This window comes from Terriglobus roseus, from assembly GCF_900102185.1.
GTDB classification, from domain to species: domain Bacteria; phylum Acidobacteriota; class Terriglobia; order Terriglobales; family Acidobacteriaceae; genus Terriglobus; species Terriglobus roseus_A.
This window is the reverse complement of sequence record NZ_LT629690.1, coordinates 2,505,439-2,523,720: the sequence shown is the minus strand read 5'-3', so window position 1 is coordinate 2,523,720 and position 18,282 is coordinate 2,505,439. Positions and strand designations below refer to the sequence as shown.

18 protein-coding genes are annotated in these 18,282 nt (G+C 56.4%); 12 read left to right on the top strand and 6 right to left on the bottom strand.

What is annotated here, in order from left to right; all coding sequences use genetic code 11:
• The first annotated feature begins 23 nt into the window (after nt 1-23).
• Together BLT38_RS10640 and BLT38_RS10635 are read left to right on the top strand one after the other, a co-directional pair.
• Nucleotides 24-485, top strand: coding sequence for a nuclear transport factor 2 family protein (locus BLT38_RS10640; protein WP_156785086.1), 462 nt, complete (start codon nt 24-26; stop codon nt 483-485).
• 26 nt (nt 486-511) lie between these two features.
• Nucleotides 512-1,132 (top strand): FMN-binding negative transcriptional regulator, encoded by a 621-nt coding sequence (locus tag BLT38_RS10635; RefSeq protein ID WP_083345147.1) that lies wholly within the window; start codon nt 512-514, stop codon nt 1,130-1,132.
• 45 nt (nt 1,133-1,177) lie between these two features.
• On the opposite strand, the gene clpP is transcribed toward BLT38_RS10635, so the two are convergent.
• From clpP to BLT38_RS10620, 3 genes are all read right to left on the bottom strand, one after another.
• On the bottom strand, nt 1,178-1,774 hold the full coding sequence (clpP, locus tag BLT38_RS10630; protein WP_083345146.1) for an ATP-dependent Clp endopeptidase proteolytic subunit ClpP: 597 nt from the start codon (nt 1,772-1,774) through the stop codon (nt 1,178-1,180).
• Nucleotides 1,775-1,937: 163 nt separating this feature from the next.
• Nucleotides 1,938-3,302: a trigger factor gene (gene tig / locus BLT38_RS10625; protein WP_231966417.1), complete on the bottom strand. Its 1,365-nt coding sequence runs from the start codon at nt 3,300-3,302 to the stop codon at nt 1,938-1,940.
• A gap of 142 nt (nt 3,303-3,444) precedes the next feature.
• Nucleotides 3,445-4,542, bottom strand: coding sequence for a hypothetical protein (locus tag BLT38_RS10620; protein ID WP_156785085.1), 1,098 nt, complete (start codon nt 4,540-4,542; stop codon nt 3,445-3,447).
• Between the two features lie 89 nt (nt 4,543-4,631).
• Between BLT38_RS10620 and BLT38_RS10615 the strand changes: the two genes are divergently transcribed.
• The 6 genes from BLT38_RS10615 to BLT38_RS10590 all read left to right on the top strand — a co-directional run bounded on the left by BLT38_RS10615 (nt 4,632) and on the right by BLT38_RS10590 (nt 10,299).
• Nucleotides 4,632-5,363: a uracil-DNA glycosylase gene (locus BLT38_RS10615; RefSeq protein WP_083347042.1), complete on the top strand. Its 732-nt coding sequence runs from the start codon at nt 4,632-4,634 to the stop codon at nt 5,361-5,363.
• Nucleotides 5,364-5,476: 113 nt separating this feature from the next.
• Nucleotides 5,477-5,839: a YtxH domain-containing protein gene (locus tag BLT38_RS10610; protein ID WP_083345143.1), complete on the top strand. Its 363-nt coding sequence runs from the start codon at nt 5,477-5,479 to the stop codon at nt 5,837-5,839.
• 260 nt (nt 5,840-6,099) lie between these two features.
• Nucleotides 6,100-7,047: a sulfate adenylyltransferase subunit CysD gene (cysD, locus tag BLT38_RS10605; RefSeq protein WP_083345142.1), complete on the top strand. Its 948-nt coding sequence runs from the start codon at nt 6,100-6,102 to the stop codon at nt 7,045-7,047.
• Entirely contained in the window at nt 7,048-8,637 is a 1,590-nt protein-coding gene (gene cysN / locus BLT38_RS10600) for a sulfate adenylyltransferase subunit CysN (RefSeq protein WP_083345141.1), read from the top strand.
• Entirely contained in the window at nt 8,637-9,470 is an 834-nt protein-coding gene (locus BLT38_RS10595) for a phosphoadenylyl-sulfate reductase (RefSeq protein ID WP_083345140.1), read from the top strand. Before cysN ends, BLT38_RS10595 begins: the two co-directional genes overlap by 1 nt.
• 67 nt (nt 9,471-9,537) lie before the next feature.
• Complete coding sequence (locus BLT38_RS10590; RefSeq protein ID WP_083345139.1) at nt 9,538-10,299, top strand: sulfite exporter TauE/SafE family protein; 762 nt, start codon at nt 9,538-9,540, stop codon at nt 10,297-10,299.
• 75 nt (nt 10,300-10,374) lie between these two features.
• On the opposite strand, the gene BLT38_RS10585 is transcribed toward BLT38_RS10590, so the two are convergent.
• Nucleotides 10,375-10,965: a hypothetical protein gene (locus BLT38_RS10585; protein ID WP_083345138.1), complete on the bottom strand. Its 591-nt coding sequence runs from the start codon at nt 10,963-10,965 to the stop codon at nt 10,375-10,377.
• Nucleotides 10,966-11,062: 97 nt separating this feature from the next.
• Here BLT38_RS10585 and BLT38_RS10580 point away from each other — a divergent pair, with 97 nt between their 5' ends.
• Nucleotides 11,063-12,040 carry a glycosyltransferase family 2 protein gene (locus BLT38_RS10580; RefSeq protein ID WP_083345137.1) on the top strand — a complete coding sequence of 326 codons (978 nt, stop codon included), beginning with the start codon at nt 11,063-11,065 and terminating at the stop codon, nt 12,038-12,040.
• Nucleotides 12,041-12,113: 73 nt separating this feature from the next.
• Here BLT38_RS10580 and BLT38_RS10575 read toward each other — a convergent pair whose 3' ends face one another.
• Both BLT38_RS10575 and BLT38_RS10570 read right to left on the bottom strand, forming a co-directional pair.
• Nucleotides 12,114-14,696: a TonB-dependent receptor gene (locus tag BLT38_RS10575; protein WP_083345136.1), complete on the bottom strand. Its 2,583-nt coding sequence runs from the start codon at nt 14,694-14,696 to the stop codon at nt 12,114-12,116.
• 90 nt (nt 14,697-14,786) lie between these two features.
• Nucleotides 14,787-15,149: a hypothetical protein gene (locus BLT38_RS10570; protein WP_156785084.1), complete on the bottom strand. Its 363-nt coding sequence runs from the start codon at nt 15,147-15,149 to the stop codon at nt 14,787-14,789.
• 85 nt (nt 15,150-15,234) lie between these two features.
• Between BLT38_RS10570 and BLT38_RS10565 the strand changes: the two genes are divergently transcribed.
• Genes BLT38_RS10565 through BLT38_RS10555 form a run of 3 tightly spaced genes read left to right on the top strand, consistent with a single transcriptional unit; the run spans nt 15,235 to nt 18,278 of the window.
• The gene (locus BLT38_RS10565; protein ID WP_083345134.1) at nt 15,235-16,656 is read left to right on the top strand and encodes a hemolysin family protein; all 1,422 of its coding nucleotides are present in this window, start codon (nt 15,235-15,237) and stop codon (nt 16,654-16,656) included.
• On the top strand, nt 16,653-17,603 hold the full coding sequence (locus BLT38_RS10560; RefSeq protein ID WP_083345133.1) for an ABC transporter permease: 951 nt from the start codon (nt 16,653-16,655) through the stop codon (nt 17,601-17,603). Before BLT38_RS10565 ends, BLT38_RS10560 begins: the two co-directional genes overlap by 4 nt.
• Nucleotides 17,604-17,627: 24 nt before the next feature.
• Entirely contained in the window at nt 17,628-18,278 is a 651-nt protein-coding gene (locus BLT38_RS10555; protein ID WP_083345132.1) for a hypothetical protein, read from the top strand.
• Nucleotides 18,279-18,282: the final 4 nt, after the last annotated feature.

Here is an 18,282-nt window from a genome sequence, read left to right as displayed (position 1 = left end):
GCGTGCATGAGAGGTTTAAGAAGTTGAAGCGGATTAAGGGAATGTTTGCTGTTCTGATGTTGACGGCCGTAACCAGTGCCTATGCGTTGCCGCGCGTTGGTGAAGATGCGGTGGTGAAGCAACTCGTCGATAACTTCCTGAAAGCAGAGCAGAGCTATGATGCAACCTCGCTCGCGAAGATGATCAGCGAGAGTTACGTGGAAGTATCGCCGGCAGGTGAAGTGGATGAACATGATCGCTTTCTGAGCTTCTATACCCCGGAAAAGAAGACAGATTGGCCTCCAATGTCCACCAGCGACATTAGTGTGCGCATGTTTGGTGACACAGCGATTGAGATTGTGAAGTTCACCTACCAGATGCCGCAGCCAGACGGAGGCACTCGCTCCATGGAAATGCGTGGCTCGTTTATTGCACAGCGAGAGAATGGGACGTGGAAGCTGCTGGGCGCGCACTACACGGGCATTCGCCATCCGCAATCGAAGTAGCTGCCGGCACTTCGTATAGTGAATGCATGTATCTACCGCCACATTTTGAGATGCGGGATTTACCTGCAATCCATGAAGCCATCGATTCCGTAGGGCTTGCGAATCTGGTTACATGGAACGGAACGGAACTTCTTGCCACACCATTGCCATTGATCCTTGTACGCGACGAAGGCGAGTTTGGAACGCTTTACGGGCATCTGGCAAAGGCAAATCCGCAAGCGAGTGCGCCGGTAGTGGGGGAAGCACTGACACTGTTTGCAGGTGTTGACGCCTACATCACGCCCAGTTGGTATGCCACCAAGCAGGAGACGGGTAAGGTGGTACCCACTTGGAACTACGACTCCATTCATGCCTATGGCGCGCCAGAATTCTTTCAGGACGAGGCAGGTCTGCTTGATCTGGTAACGCGATTGACGCAACATCACGAAGGTAGAATCGGTGGCGCGTGGCAGGTGAGTGATGCACCGGAGGATTTCATCCGTGGTCAGTTGCGCGGCATCGTTGGTTTCCGCATGGCGATTACGCGTCTGCAAGGGAAGCGAAAGATGAGTCAGAACCGTCCACTTGCCGACCGTGAGGGCGTTGCCGCTGGGTTGCGAGAGCAGGGCAGGGACGATGTGGCCGACCTCATACCTCTGAGGAAATAAGAAAGCCCGGCGATTGCCGGGCTTCTTCGTTCTGTGATCGTTCTCTTACGTACGAGGGCGGGTGATGATGTCGTCGATCAAACCGTAATCCTTGGCCTGATCCGCGCCCATCGTGAAGTCACGGTCAGTATCGCGTTCGATCTGATCGAAGCTCTGGCCGGTGTGCTCTGCCATGATCTTGTTCATGCGCTCGCGGAGACGCAGAATCTCACGTGCATGAATGTCGATCTCGGTGGCCTGACCCTGGATGCCGTGTCCCATGATCAGCGGCTGGTGAATGAGGATGCGCGAGTTCGGCAGAGCGAAACGCTTACCCTTCTTACCCGCCATCAACAGGAAGGCGCCCATGCTGGCGGCCTGGCCAATGCACAGCGTGGAGACGTCATTCTTGATGTACTGCATGGTGTCGTAGATGGCCATGCCTGCGCTGACCGATCCACCCGGAGAGTTGATGTAAAGCTGGATGTCCTTCTCCGGATCTTCACCGGACAGGAAGAGCAACTGCGCAATGATCAGGTTTGCAACGTTGTCATCGATCGGAGTTCCCAGAAAGATGATGTTGTCGCGCAGCAGACGGCTGTAAATGTCATAGGAGCGTTCGCCCCGGCTCGTCTGCTCGAGCACCATTGGAATCAGACCCATGTATCTCCTCGTTTCCGTTGTTGCTCTTGATGCTTCGCGAGTCACATCGACTCACGCTTCGCTGCATTTCGCTACGTGCCAAAATGCGTGTCCATAGAATAACGGCTTTAGCCTCTGAGGGAATCCTCCCGCAGTTGCTAAAGCCGTTTTCTTTTGAATCAGGTTATGCCAGTTTTTCGTACAGAGCCGTCGCGGTAGCTTCGCGGCGCATCTGCTCACGCATGCGTTGCAGTGAACCATCCTGCGTCATCTGCTGACGAAGAACGTCCTGCGGCTGACGGGTCTGGAAGCTGAGGATCATCAGCTCGCGCTCCACATCATCGTCCTTCACCTGAACGTTGGTCGCTTCCGCGATCTTGTCCAGGATGAGCGACGCCTTTACTTCCTTGATGGCTTCTTCACGCTGTGCGGCGCGCAGGCTGTTGAAGTCAAGCTGCTGCATCTGCTCGCGCGTCATGCCCTGCTGGGCAAGCGCACGGAGGCCGCGATCCAGACGGACGTCGATCTGCTGCTGGATGAACGCCTCGGGAACGGGGAACGAGAACTTCTCGACCAGGGTGTCGACCAGCTTGCCCTTGTCTTCGTTCTCCGCATTCTGCTTCTTGCCTGAGGTCGCGTTCTCACGCAGGCCAGTCAGGAAGGCATCCCAGGTCTCGTAATCGCCAAGCTGCTTCGCGAACTCGTCGTTCTTCTCGGGGTAGACCTTGCGCTTGATGGATTTCAGCGTGACGCTGTAGTCAATCGTCAGGCCGGCCAGGCGAACGTCGCCGAAGTCGCTGGGGTAGTTCACTTCCAGCTCAAACTCAGCGCCAGTCTTCTTGCCACGCAGAGCATCGCTGAATGCGGGTAGGGTGTTCTTGCCGCCGATTTCCACCAGAACATCTTCGCCGTCGATCTCGTCGGCTTCCTGCACAGTGGTGTCGCCTTCGGCCTTGCGACGAACGCCCTTGAAGGTGATCTCAGCCCAGTCGCCATCGACCAGTTCACGATCTTCTTCCACCGGTTCAATGGTTGCGTGTGCATCCAGAACGCGATCCAGCTCGATGTCGAATTCCTGCTCAGTCAGTGCGGGATCGGCCTTGATGACGGTGACCGTCTCGTATCCGCTGATGTCGAAGCCGGGCATGACTTCAAACTGTGCACGGAAGCGCAGCGGCTGACCTTCGTTCAGGTTCAGCTCAACGATCTGCGGCTGGGAAACCGGGCTCAGGCCCTTGGACTCGATCTCGGTGCGGAAGCGGTCCTGCACCAGGAGGTCCATGACTTCCTGACGAACTTCGCGAGCAAAGCGATTGCGGATGGTCGCCTCAGGCACCTTGCCCGGACGGAAGCCAGGGATGCGGGCGAGCTTCTGGTAACGCTTCACCACTTTGCCGAAGGCCTTGTCCACATCGTTGGCCGGAACTTCGACGCTGATTTCCTTGGTCAGTTCGGGGTTCAGCGCGGGGCCATGAACGTGGTTGTGACCAGCGTGATCGTGGTCGTGCGTGTGCTGTTCTGCCGTCTCCACGGGGGTGGTCTCGGCCACTGCTTCTACTGTCTCGTTCGGAGTCAAAATCGGTGCCTTCTGGATGAGTCTCTGCGGCGTGCTGCGGCGGTGTGGCCGCGTGCGGATTTGCCGTCATCCACCATGGTACGGACAGCGGCGAAGAGGGTCAAACGCGCTGCGTTTAATTGCCGGCCGGGGAGTAGGAATTGTTCGGCGCCACCTGGATTCTCAGGCGCCACTGGAGGGTTTCGCCGGGTCCCACAACCGTCTTGGCTCCATCGGGTCCTTCGGTGCTGAAGGTGATTGCGACCGAGTTTGCATCCTGGGGGACATCTACCCGGAAATTCCGAATGCTGGGCGTTAAAGCCATCAATCGTAAGACATACCCGTCCGCCACGTTGTGCAGCCGGAGCTCTGGTCCGCTGCTCAAATAGGAGTACTTCAGGCCCTGCCATGTCCGATGGAAATTCGGTGTATTTATGGGAATCTCCACAGCCTTTTCTGCATTTTCGGCGGTTTCCGGGGGAGTAATCCTCAGGCTGCCAAGACCCTTTGCCGGAATCGCAAACTGCGGCGTCCAGGAAAGCACAACTGATTTTGGATCATCAGAGACGTTTTTGGCCGTGATGGAGAGGTCATAACCACGGTCTGAGATGGTCGTGGAGACCTTCGTCTGAATGCCTGACGGTGGCGGGGCTATGCCACTGGGGCCCGGGGTGGGCTCGGGGGAAAAATCGGCGGTGGCACCGGTACCACCTGGGGTCATGTCATTATGGGCGTCCTGAGCCGCCTGCGTGGCCAAAATTTCCCCTCCCTCTGAAGGACCTGTCTGTGGAAAGACCTTCAGTGAGATAGGCGAGTATTTCAGCGATGCTTTAGGTGCACCAGTATTCGGCATTAGCAGTGGCGCAATGGACGGAATGGGTGTTCCCAGGAGCAGGTCCTGCGGATCGCGACCCGGGAGATCCAATGAGAGCTGCAGAATCCCCATGCCTACGCCGGGCATCACGGAAAGGCCCACAAACTGAGGTGTAACTCCAGAGGCGGGTGAGATGCGATGGACTTCGATTACATCCTGACCGCCTGGGCGAGGCAAAACCGCGCTATCTGGAGGAACTTCAACCGTGCTGAGCTTGTGCAGTCTTCCATGCAGGTGCGCCACCCAGACAATGCCGAGAATACCGAGTACAACTGCAAGGATCAGAGCTGTCAGCAGGCCGGAACTGGCCAGGCTAAATCGCTTTTTGCGCCGTCGTTCGCCGTTATTGGAGCTGCTCACAGAATTCCTTTGCATCAGGGATGCACCGCGTTTTCAAAGGCTCAAAACGCAGGCGTGCCACCACTCACGCTACCATCATGTGGTCCACCATGCCATCAAAGCTCCAGAAGTCCGTACCTACAAGTCGCTCTGCCACTGCCGAGTTTGCCGTTTTAAATGAACAGATTGTGTCCTGTACGCGCTGCCCGCGTTTGCGGGAGTATTGCACCGCCCTGGGAGAGACGAAGCGGCGTGCTTACATGGATTGGAATTACTGGACGCTCCCCGTACCAGGTTTTGGCGACGCAAACGCGCGTGTGCTGATCGTGGGACTTGCGCCGGGAGCGCATGGAGCCAACCGCACTGGCCGCCCGTTCACTGGCGATGGCGCCGGCTATTTCATGTATCCCGTGTTGTACGAGACGGGATTCGCGACGCAGCCGGATGCGACATCTCGAACTGACGGATTGAAGCTGCGAGGATGCCGTATTTGTTCCATCTGCCGTTGCGCGCCGCCTGGAGATAAGCCAACACCACAGGAGATTCGTAACTGTGCGCCGTTTCTGGCCACGGAGATTCAGACTTTGCGCAAGTTGCGCGTCGTCGTCGCCCTTGGACGGATTGCATTTGACGGGTATCTAAACTTTCTCATCGGGCAAGGAGTCATCTCGTCACGTCGCGAGTATGGCTTTGCGCACGGTGCGGAACACAAACTACCGAATGGCATTACGTTGCTTGCCAGCTATCACCCTTCGTTGCGCAATACGAACACTGGGCGACTAGACAAGGCGATGTTCACACGCATCTTTGTGCGTGCACGTGAACTCGCTGGGCTTTCATGATCTGTTGCCAGAACAACCTGAGCCATCTCTTGTTCATCACACGATAAAGGAACGGGTTCGACGAATTTTGCTGCGAAGTGCAGCAGACAAAAAGAAGAGAGGCACTTTCGACCATGAGCAATAAGACTTTCTGGACAGCCTTTATCACCGGTCTTACTGTAGGCGCGGTGGTGGCTTTGGTATACGCACCGCACGATGGGAAGACCACGCGTAAAAAGATTGGTCGCGCTTACGGCGATGCGGAAGATGCATTGGAAGACGCTGCAGACTACGTGAAGGACAGGGCAGAGCGGCTATCCAAAGAAGCCTCGCACGCTTACAAGAAGGGCGTGAAGCAGCTTGACGAGGTTTACTCCAAAGCCTCAGATGCGCTGGAAGATATTTATTCTGATGCGAAAGAGCGACTTGCATCCGCCACGGATTCAGCGATCGATGGCGTGGAGTCCGCAACGAAGAAGGTCCGCAAGCTGGTGTAATTCGATTTTTTGATGCAAGTGCAATCGAGCCCATCGCTTCGGCGGGGCTCGATTGCTTTTTGAATCGATTCGAGCTCTCTGTTAGTCTCATAGATACGCATGCGCGCTTGTTGTCAATGCCGCAACTGTTGTCCGGCCTGTCCCGTGGCCGTGTGTTGTCGCGTGCGCTAGATCCGCTCTTCTGCCGGAACGCTTCACCCCCACACAAACACTGATTCGCACAGCGCACCCGCGCACATTTCTTGTTACACAGGGATTCAATGGGAACAGCTTCACTGTTATCGTCGCAGGCCTCAGCACCACCGCAATCGCCGCGGCTTAGTCATCTGCGTCTGTTGGAGGCGGAGAGCATTCACATTCTGCGTGAAGTAGCCGCAGAGTTTGAAAAGCCGGTCATGCTGTACTCCATCGGCAAAGATTCCTCGGTCATGCTGCGATTGGCGCAGAAGGCTTTCTACCCTGGCCCGATTCCATTCCCACTACTGCACATCGATACCGGATATAAGTTTCACGAGATGCTTGAGTTCCGCGACAACATGGCCAAGAGCATTGGTGCGGAACTGCTGGTTTGGCGCAATGAACCGGCGCTGGCTGCCGGAACAAATCCCATCGCACTGGACACGAAGCGCTGCTGCGGTTTGCTGAAGACGCAGGCGCTTTTGGATGGCTTGAGCCACTATGGCTTCACGGCGGCTTTTGGCGGTGCTCGACGCGATGAAGAGAAGTCGCGCGCGAAGGAACGTATCTATTCCTTCCGCGATAAGGCCGGTCAGTGGGACCCGAAGAATCAGCGGCCTGAGCTTTGGAACCTGTACAACTCGCGCATCCATCCAGGCGAAAGCATTCGCGTGTTCCCGTTGAGCAACTGGACGGAGATGGATGTATGGCAGTACATCCACGAAGAAAACATTCCAGTAGTGGATCTGTACTTTGCGAAGGAACGCCCCATGTACGTCCGCGGCGATGCTTTGCTGCCCATTGAGCAGGACTTCGTTGCGCGACCGGGCGAGAAGCCGCAGATGGTGAAGTGCCGCCTGCGTTCCCTGGGTTGCAGCCCATGCACGGGCGCCATTCGCAGTGAGGCTGACACCATCCCCAAAATCATCGAAGAGATTCTCGGCTTTAAGTCGTCGGAACGCGCAAACCGCGTGATTGACCACGACCAGGAAGGTTCCATGGAGATCAAGAAGCGCGAGGGATATTTCTAAATGAGCGCTCGAAATAACCTCGTGGAAATTGCAGCGAATGGCGCACCTGCTGGTGAGCCGGAAGTGTGGAACGAAAACGTGGCTGTGTATACGCCGTTGAAGGGCCACACGCCGGAGCCTGAGCCAGTTGCGGTATCGCCGTCGTTTGCTGAGAACTTCAACGTGGAAGAGTACCTTGCAGAAGAACGTGGCAAGGATTTGCTGCGCTTCTCCACCGCAGGTTCTGTCGATGATGGAAAGTCCACACTGATCGGGCGTCTGCTCTATGACACTCAATCGGTTTATGACGACCAGGTGCGTTCCATTGAGGGCAAGGGAACCACGGCTCCGGGCGTACTTGATCTTGCACTGTTGACGGATGGCCTACGTGCGGAACGCGAACAGGGCATCACGATTGATGTTGCCTATCGCTACTTCTCCACGCCGCGCCGCAAGTTCATCATTGCGGACACGCCAGGCCACGAGCAGTACACGCGCAACATGGCAACAGGCGCCAGCACGGCTGACGTTGCAGTAGTGCTGGTGGATGCGCGCAAAGGCGTACTGATTCAGTCGCGCCGTCACGCGTACATCACCGCTCTGCTTGGTGTGCGGCATGTGATTGTTGCAGTCAACAAGATGGATCTGGTGGATTACAGCGAGGCTGTCTTCACGCAGATCACGCAGGACTTCCGCGACTTCTTCTATGGACTGGATGTCGACGGCCACGACGATACCGTATTGCACTTTGTACCTGTAAGCGCGCTTGAGGGTGACAACGTGGTTCACGCCAGTGCGAAGACGCCCTGGTACAGCGGCCAGCCGTTGCTTGGGCTGCTGGAGTCAATTCCGTCGTCGCAGGTGATTACGGAAGCGCCCTTCCGCATGCATGTGCAGCGTGTGGTGCGTCCGAACCTTGATTTCCGCGGCTTTGCAGGACAGATTGCCTCAGGCACTATTCGCGTTGGTGATGAACTTGTTGCTCTGCCTTCGGGCAAGAGAAGCCGCGTAAGCCGCATCGTTACCTTCGACGGTGACCTTGCGGAAGCATTCGCACCGCTGTCAGTCACGGTAGTGCTGGAAGACGAAATCGATATCAGCCGTGGCGATTTGCTGGCTGCTGCCGCGTCGCTTCCGCACGTCGCGCCGCGATTGAATGCAGCGCTGGTGTGGATGAACGAGACACCGCTGGACACCACGCGTCGTTACCTGCTCAAGCAGGGAAGCCGAAGCGTTCCGGCGCGTGTTCCTGAGGTGTTGCACGCGATCAATCTGACGGATGCTTCGGCATCGCAGACGGAGAGCGCATCGCTCCATCTGAATGGCATTGGCGCGGTTGTGGTGGAAACGCTGCAGCCTATCGCATTCGATAGCTACTCTGAGGATCGTCATACCGGCAGCTTCGTACTGATTGATCCGCAGAGCAATGCAACGGTGGCTGCTGGCATGATTCGCGGTGCAGCAGCGGCTTCGTCAGGACATGGTGCACACCATGTGGAAGACGTGATTCTGAAGCCCTCGCACGCATTGCGTCTTGAAGGCACGAGAGAAACGCTCGATCTTGCACTGGATGCACTGCGACAGGCTGGCTTGCTGAAGGAGGATGTGTAATGGAGACCTCGACTACTCCCGGCATCGTCTCGCGTGAGCATGAGAAAGAGATCCTCCGCGCCGAGCGTGAAACGGAACGCCATGGCGGCGCACCGGTAGTTACCGGCGATGGCAATCTGCCGGAGCTTCGTCCTGAGTTGTTGGCGCAGCTTGCGCATGTGCGTGAGTTACTGCGCACAGAGTTGGAAGGCGTTGGCGAAGGCGAAGCGTGCCTTACATGCTCATTTCAGGCGGAGGATGTGCTCTTGTTGCATCTTGCCCTGGAGCTTCGCCCGAACATTCCAGTGCTGTTCTTGGAGACGGGTTATCACTTCCCCGAGACCTACGAATATCGCGATCGCATGACGCGCGAGTGGAACTTGAACCTGACGAATCTGCTGCCCAAGAAGACAGTTGCGGAGCAGGAGTCGGAGTTTGGACTGCTCTATCAAACAGAGCCCAATCGCTGCTGCGGTCTGCGCAAAGTGGAGCCGCTGTTCGACGCCGTCGCGAACTACAAGGTGTGGCTCACAGGATTGCGCCGCGAGCAAGCGCGCAGCCGTACCGCGTTGAAAGAGATCGATGATTTTGCCGTGAAGCCGGACACGATTGTGCGTAAGCTCAGCCCCTTCGCGGACTGGACTACGCGCGATGTGTGGCAGTTGAGCGCGCACTTCAACATTCCACTGCTGCCCCTGTACGACCTGGGGTATACGTCCATTGGATGTCAGCCATGTACCACCCTCCCCACGGACCCGAACGATCCTCGATCGGGCCGCTGGGGAGGAAAGAAGGTGGAATGCGGCATCCATATCCAGGCCACGGACACGGCCAATCCGGATGCTGCGCACTGATTCTTAGGAAAACGAACGATTTTCCTGGCTGCGTAATTCTTCCGCAGTCTGTTCACGAAAGCAGACGATGCATTACCTGATTGGATTTGTCATTGCGATGTTTATCGCTTTGACCGGCGTGGGCGCAGGCACCATCACCACGCCCTTGCTCATCCTGTTCCTTGGAGTACCAACAGCGGTTGCTGTCACGACCGGGCTGGTGTTTTCGGCAGCTGTAAAACTGTTCCTCGTGCCCACGCAGATCATCCGTAAGCAGGTGAACTGGCGTGTGCTGGGATGGATGCTGTTGGGCGGATTGCCGGGCGTTCTGCTGGGTTCGTTGTTCCTTGCGCATCTGGTCAGCAAAGGTTCGCAGCACATCATGAACGGCCTGCTCGGTGCGGTGCTTGTGCTGACGGCGATCTATCAGATCATCTTCTCTTTCCGCCCCATCTCTCAACGTGAAAAGCCGCGCGATTGCCGTTTCTGCATGCCGTTGTTGATGTTCCCCGTAGGCGCTGAAGTAGGCTTTTCGTCTGCTGGTGCTGGTGCGTTGGGTACCGCCGCGCTGCTGTCGTTGACGAACCTTGCGCCTGCCCAGGTGGTGGGCACGGATATTTTGTTTGGCTTTGCTCTGTCGCTAGTGGGCAGCGGCGCTCACATGTTCAGCGGAGCGCATGATGCCTCACTGCTGAAGGAGCTTGTGATTGGCGGCATCTTCGGTGTGATCGTAGGAACGTGGTCAGCGAAGTTTATCCCCAAGCGTCCACTGCGGTTTGCGCTTTGGGTGTGGCTGCTGATTATCGGCGCGCAGTTTATCTACAACAACGCGATTCATCCCATCCGCTAGCGGCGTTCATAAGCAAACGTTTTAAGGGCATGGCGAAAGCCATGTCCTTACTTATTTCTCGAAGAGCTATCGCTATTAGCTGTTGTTGCAGCCGTGCTGATAAACAATCGGCTTACGCCACTCTTCCATGGTGGCGAACAGAATGCAGGTGCGGCCTGTTTCAGTATCCACGCGCCAGGTCAGATTGCCTTGGCGATATACCTGATACTTTCCGCTGCCGGTGAATGCCATTCCGTTGGTGGGATTTGCCGAGATGCTGTCCGTCGCAGGTGTTGCCGCCGTGGGAGCAGCAGCCGCAACGGTGCCAGTCATCGGTGGCTGCACATTCGTTGTGGGCTGTACGATGTTTCGCTTGGATGTGTCAGAAGGTGTTGTGACGATGCTGGATGACTCTGACGTCGTGGGCTTCGACTCGTCTGTCAGGGCACTCGTATCCTCAAACTTAATGGCGCCGTCACCCACCTGGCTCGCACGCCGATGGTAGGCATACCATGCTCCTGCAGCGATCAAAACGAGAACGATGACGCCAACAAGCTTCTTACCCATATCGCTTCCAAGGTACCACCGTCGGGGTGTCGGTGCTTCATGGAACTCCTCTACGGCGGTCATCTCTTCCGAGTCGCCGTGCTCCAGGACAGGCTCTTCCGTGTAGGGTTGTGTCGCCATTTGTCATCATCTTGTGGCTGAATGAGATACAAGTCGATGGCGAACTCAGGGAGGAATCCAGGCAGATTCCTCTTGCGCAAGGGCGTAAAATCGGGATGTGTTCAAGTATTCCATCGTCGTTCCGTTCCATGATGAAGAGGAGAATGTCACCACGCTCTATGACCAATTGAAAAATGTCATGGAGCACGTGGGGGATCGCTTCGAAATTATCTTCGTGGATGATGGATCGCGCGATCGCACTTATCGTCTGTTGGAAGAGATTGCGGCGGTTGATAGCCGAGTTCTAGTCATCAAGCTGCGCCGTAACTTTGGTCAGACGTCTGCCTTGGCCGCCGGCTTTGACAATGCTCAGGGCGACTTCGTGCTTGCCATGGATGGCGATCTGCAACATGACCCGAGCGAGATTCCAAACTTCCTGGCAAAACTGGAAGAGGGCTATGACGTGGTGAGCGGTTGGCGTGCCCAACGCCTAGACAGTTTTGTCTTGCGCCGCATCCCATCACGCCTGGCGAACTGGATGGTGGCCAAACTTAGCGGCGTGAAAATCCATGATTTTGGAACCACGTTTAAGGCCTATCGTCGTGAAGTGATCCAGAGCATTCCGCTGTACGGCCAGATGCACCGGTTCATTCCTGCATTGGCATCATGGTGGGGAGCTTCGATCTGCGAAATTCCGATCTCGAATCCACCTCGCGGCGCAGGGAAAAGCCACTATGGCATCACGCGTACTTTTCGCGTGTTTCTTGATTTGTTGACTATCCGTTTTCTGTTGAAGTACATGACTCGGCCGCTGCATTTTTTCGGCAGCTACGGCGCGCTCAGTGTGTTGATGGGCATGATGATGTCGCTGGGATTGCTGCTGATGAAGCTGCTTCGTGGTGGCGCAATTCTGCATCAACATGGGCCATGGTTCATTGTGGCTTCTGTGTTGATCTTGGCGGGTGTGCAGCTGATTGGAATTGGTCTGCTGGGTGAACTTCAGGTGCGCCACTTCTATTCGCCACAGAACCGCGCGCCCTATGCAGTGGAACGCATGGTGCGGCTGCGGTCTTCGGAAGAGACGATGCTCTCGTAAAAGATTTAAAGGCAAACGAAAACGTCCGCGAATCATTCGCGGACGTTTTCGTTTTTAGTGTGCAAGAGCAGCGTTAGAAGTTGAACGAGACCTGTCCAGTGACCGTTCGTGGCGAAACGTAGTGCGTTCCGCTGAACGTCGACAGGAAGTTGTACAGAGCAGTCTTGTTCGTCAGGTTTGTGGCTGTGATGGAAAGGTTCGTCTTCAGACGATCCTTATGCAGCACGTTGTCCCAACCAAGCTGACCATCGAACAGCGTACGCGGAGCAATGCGCGGCGGGTTCTTGTCGTCATTCTCCGTCCCAGGAGCCGGAATCTTCACCAGCGGGGAATAGAGCTGGCCAGGGGAGCAGCTGGTGATGGGATTCGCAAGGGTCGCACGAACATTGCCGCAGGTGAGCTGAATCTGCTGCTGCTGATCCGGTGTGAAGCCCAACGCCGTTTCAGGATCCGTTACGGAGCCAGCCACCAGGCCGCTTTCATAGCGCCAGGTTAGGCCGAAGTAGGGACCGTGCTTGTACTGGTACTGCAGATTGGTGGATTGCTGGAAGGCCTGATCGTGATCGATACGAAACACGCTGCTGGTGTTGATCGTGGGATCGTTGGAGAGCACGCCACCAACCTCCGGACCAAAGAAGCGAGAACGCGTGTGTCCCAGCACCGAATATGCAGAGACGCCGTGGTATGCCGGCATGGTGACCTTGATACCGAAGCCATCGATTTTGGACTTCTGCCACTGAATGGGAAAGGCCAGCGGAGAATTCAGAACCACGTCAAAGTCAAAATCGCGGTCCGTGTACTTCCAGAAATACTCACCGTTCACAACCAGGTAGCGACCAAAGGACTGCTCGAATCCAGCGGTGTACTGGTTGCGTGATGCCGGCTTCAAAGCCACGTCCTTAAGCTGGTCGCCTGCCGTGCTCTGCAAACCACCAACGCCCGTCGTGCTGCTGACAATCAGGTTTTCGTTATATGGGGTGAGGAAGAATTGTCCCCATCCCAACCGCAGAACGGTGCCGCTGGGATGCACGTGATACGCGACATTGATACGCGGCTCAACCTTGGAACGGCTGCTCAAGCCGTTGTAGTTGTCCCCACGCACGCCCAACTGTACGTTCCAGTCGTGCCACATGATGTTGTCTGAGAAATATACGGCTTCCTGCTTGATATCGGTATGGCCGTGGAAGCGATAGATGGAACCACCACGCGTCAGATCGTACGGTGCGAGGCCTGGTGCATAGCTGTCGTTCGCCGTGTAGTCATTGCCCACGCCGCATTGCGTGGGGCTTGTGATGGAAGGATCCGTGACAGGATTGCCGTCAGCATCAACGCATGGCGCATTAAACGTCGCATCCGTAACGCCGAGGCCAAAGCCTTCTGTAAGGAAGGTGTGGTACAAGGTCGCTCCGGCTTTCAACGTGTGAATGCCCTTGTTGAGCGTGTAGTCCGCGCGGAGGCCAGCGTTCTGCAAACGGCGCGATTGCGACAGCGTTACTGGCGTGTCGTTGAAGACGTCATTGCTGGGGTAGTAGTGGAAGTTGTCCTGGCGCAGATAGGGTGAAACCGTGATCAGGCTGTTGGGGCTGATGGTGTGTGTCCAGCTTGGCGCAATGTTGAAAGAGATGATCTTCGCGCGCTGATCCTGGTTGGGCTGGTCGTATTGATTGGGCTGCTGGAACCACGAACGTGAGAACGACAGGTTCAACTGCAATGCATCTGCATCAGTCGGATGGTAGTCGCTGCGATTGAAGATGTTGATGCTGTTGCCAACGTCATGGATCGGACGATATTCCGGGCTATCCAGATAGCGGCCGCTGCGATAGCCGTCGATGGAAAGGAAGTCGCCTACAGTTTTGCCACCAAAGCCGACAGCAAGTGATGGCGTGACCGAACCGAAGGTGCCATAGCTTAGTCCCACTGTGCCCGTAGGCTTGGCCAGTCCCAGACCGGAACGCGTGGTGGTTTCCACCACGAGGCTGGTCTTATCGCCATATTCCGCGGGCGCAATGCCGTTGATGACGTTGACTGATTGGATGATGTTGGGTGACGGCTGATTGCCAAAAACGCGGCTCTGCTGGTCGCTGATGGGCTGACCGTCGATGGCGAAGGTCGTGTCGGCGTGCTCGCCAAGCGGATGGAAGAGGCCGTTTGAGTCGGATGCGATACCGGGTGTGCTCAGCGTAACGAGGCTGGAGAGTGGAGAAGAGGTGCTGACCAGCGGCAGTTTCGTAAACAGATCGCGGTCAATGGTGGTGGATTGTTGTGCCGAGGTGTTCAGCACATCATCAGACTCAACGGTGATCTCCTGCGACGCCGCGCCGACCTTCAATTGCAGATCGAGTTGTGTCGCGTTGCCGGTGCGCACCTGGACGTCGCTGGTTGTACTGGAGAAGCCTGTTGCCGAAACTTCAATGTGGTAGCGATTGAACGGCAGATTCGTAAAGGTATAACGGCCCGTGGTGTCACTCGTCGCGGTGCGGTTCAGGCCGCTGACGGGATTCGCGATGAGAACGGTCGCGTTGGGAATGGCTGCGCCGCTGGCGTCTGTAACGATGCCTGTTACGGTACCGGCGGTGGATTGAGCAACAGCAGGAATGCCAGCGGCAATAGCTGCTACTGGAAGGGAGAGCATGAGGGCAAATCGGCCCATGCGCATGGAGAACTCCTCAAAGTGTTGAAAGCAAATCAGCGTAAATGCTGCATGGAAGCAGCAAAGCGGCAGCAGTAAGCTACCGGGCGACGCGAATCAACGGGCTGGAGGAGGCCGCGAGAAAAGAGAAGGATGCCATCCGGTGACTGTTCCGGAAAGCTGTAGCAGCACTGGCGTGCGTGGACGCGACGGACGCGGCGCACCAAGCGTCAGGACTGCCATGACCACAATGGTCGTGATCGCAACGCAAAGTGCGCAGGTGTCTGGCGTGTCCGTGGTCAGTGCATGAAGAACGGAGTTATCGGACGAGCCGGTAGCGCCTACTTGCGGAGCTCTCAAAACTTCCGAGTGGCCGAAGACAGTGTGTGCAACCGAGAAGAGTAGAAGAAACAGGCACAGCACAGCGCATACGCGTTGAAAACGCGTGGTGCCGCTTGCGATCTGTAGTTCGGCCATCATTCTTCGAGTGCTCTGTTTTAGATTACACAATTCACGAACCATTGAAGTCCGACGGCATAACTTTCCGTCCAGTACACTCGACTCCATGCTCGAATCGGCCCTGTTCCGCCTGATGACCGTCGCCATTCTGATCCTGGCGAACGCGTTCTTCGTTGCGGCGGAGTTTGCCATTGTGTCCGTGCGAGAAACACGCCTGGAACACATGGTGCGTAGTGGACGCATCGGCGCCGCTACAGCGCTGCGGCTCAAGCAGGAGATTGACGATTTTCTGGCGGCAAATCAGCTTGGGGTTACACTCTGCTCGCTGGCTCTTGGCTACCTCGGAGAGAGCGCCGTCGCGCAGGTGTTAGAACAGCTTTTTGGACAGGCCTCCTTTCTGCAGCGTTGGAAAGTCTTTGCGTTGCACGAGGCCGCCATCAGCCACATTGTGGCGATCATCCTGGCGTTTTCCATCATTACTTACCTGGAAGTGCTGCTGGGAGAGCAGGTGCCGAAATCGATTGCGCTCCAACGCAGTGAAAGGCTGGCGCTGGCTGTAGCCGGGCCGATGGATGTTTTCATCCGTATTGCGCTGCCGGCGGTTCGCTTCCTGAAGGGCTCGACCGCGCTGGTTCTGCGTGTGTTCCGTATGCCATTGCGTAGCGAAGGCGGCGAGGTGCATTCGCCGGAAGAACTGAAGATGGTGGCCACTGCCACGCGGCGGAATGGACTACTGCCCGAGTTTCAGGAGCAGATGATTCATCACGCTATCGACCTGAACCACGTCACTGTGCGCGAAATTATGACACCGCGCGGACGCATCTTTGCGTTGCCAGCGGATATGCCGGTGGAGCTTGCGTCAGCACGCATCATTGAAGAGCAGCACTCACGTGTGCCCGTATACGACCCGGTTCTAGGAACGGAGCACATTATCGGCGTGGTGTACTCCAAAGACATTTCGCGGTTGATGCACTATCGTCGCGACAACCGCCTCCCGGCCGCTTTACAAGCGCCTTCTGTACCGCTGCGTAACGTCGTCCGTGATGTCATGGTGGTGCCGGAAACGAAGCTTGCCGTCGAGGTGCTGCAGGAGTTTCAGCAGCGGAGACGTCAGATCGCAATCGTGGTGGATGAGTTCGGTTCTACGGTTGGTTTGGTTACAGCGGAAGATGTTCTGGAACAGGTGGTGGGAGAGCTGCAGGATGAGTTCGATCTCGCGGCGCGTAATCTTCCAACCCCAGACCACCATGGCAGTGTGGATCTGGATGGCACGGTGACGCTGCGCGATCTGACCACACAATTGCATTGGCACTTTCCGCGCGAGGCTGGAATTGAGACGCTCGCAGGCTTCATGCTGGCGCAGCTTGGACATCTGCCCAAGACAGGCGAAGATGTGATCTATGGAGGCCGTGTGTTTCGCGTATTGGAGATGAATGGCCGTCGCATCAGCCGTATCCGGGTGCAGATCATGCCGGATCCGCCGAAGGAAAGTGTCGACTCTGTGCAGGAAGAACGCAACGAGGCATGAAGTCTCTGTGGCCCATCGTGAAACGCGTGCTGCTCACCCTGCCGGTGTTGTGGATCATCGTGTCATTAGTTTTCTTACTGATTCATCTGGTGCCGGGTGATCCCGTGGCACAGATGATGGGGGAAGGTGCAAGTTCCACGGATCTGTCGGCCTTTCGCCATCAACTGGGACTCGACCTACCTCTTCATACGCAGTATCTGCTGTATTGGAAGGGCGTCCTGCACGGCGATCTTGGGCGTTCTATCCGGCTGAAGGATTCAGTAACCACGCTGGTGCTGGCGCGATATCCGTATACGCTGCTGATGTCGCTCACGTCGCTGTTGCTGGCGATTCTGTTAGCAGTGCCTGCCGGCGTCGGATCGGCGTTACATCGCGGCAAAGCTACCGACAGGATCCTTGGTGGCGTTTCTCTGGTGGGATTGTCATTCCCAAATTTCGCTCTAGGACCGATTCTGATCCTCGTGTTTTCCATTGCGTTGGGATGGCTACCAGTTTCCGGCGCGGGCACAGGACCATTGTTGGGAACGAGCACGATGCTGCACCTTGTTTTGCCATCCATTACATTGGGCCTTTCCTTGGCTGCCATTCTCACGCGTATGGTGCGCACGTCCATGCTGGAGGAGCTTGGGCAGGACTATATCCGCACAGCCCGTGCAAAAGGATTGCCGGAACGCACCGTGGTTTACAAACATGCGTTGCGTAACGCGCTGGTGCCTGTATTGACCGTGGTGGGATTGCAGTTCGGATCGCTGCTGGCAGGCGCGATTGTGACGGAGACGATTTTCTCGTGGCCGGGCATCGGGCGTTTGACGCTTTCCGCTATCTCCAACCGCGACTACGCGTTGGTGCAGGGATGCACATTGACGATCGGCCTAACGTACCTTGCAGCCAATCTGCTCACTGACCTGCTGTATACGCTCGCCAATCCACGGCTGCGACGCTCATAGCAGAACGCGGTAGACTCACCACGTATGCGTTCTTCCACTGCAACTGCGATTGCTTTGTTGTTTCTCTCGTCTTCTCTTGCTGCACAGCAGGCAAAGCCGAAGGGTTCGCAGGATCTGAAGGGATTTACCGTACCTGACGAACCTGCAAACCCGCAGCCTGCCGCATCGGTGTTTCGTGATTCGAAATATCACGTTACGTACCATATTCCGGCGGGGTGGGATACGGAGCGCAAGGATGGCGTCCTGTCTGATCTGGAGAAGGATGTTCGCAGCGCGACAAGCAGTATGCGAGTGCGTGGCGTTTCGGCTATCAACTACAACCCGTATCCACCAACGACCTTCTCGGGTGCGTTGTTCTATTTCTCCGTCGTGCCGAATGCTAATGCGCAAAGCTGTAGTGCATTGGCGACCACGGGAAAGCTAAAGCCGAAGCCGGATGTGACGACTGCTGGCATTACATTCAAGCACGGGCAGGATCAGCATGGCGGGGTGTGTACGGAATCGCGCAATGAAGTCTTCACCACGCTGAAGGGCAATACATGCCTGCGCTTTGATCTGGTGGTAAACACGTTTTGTGGAGAGTCGAGCGGTGCGGTGGAAATGAACTCGCAGCAGCTTGGCGATGTGAATACGCGGCTGGCAAACATCCTGGGATCGATTCAGATCGATCGGTAAGAGA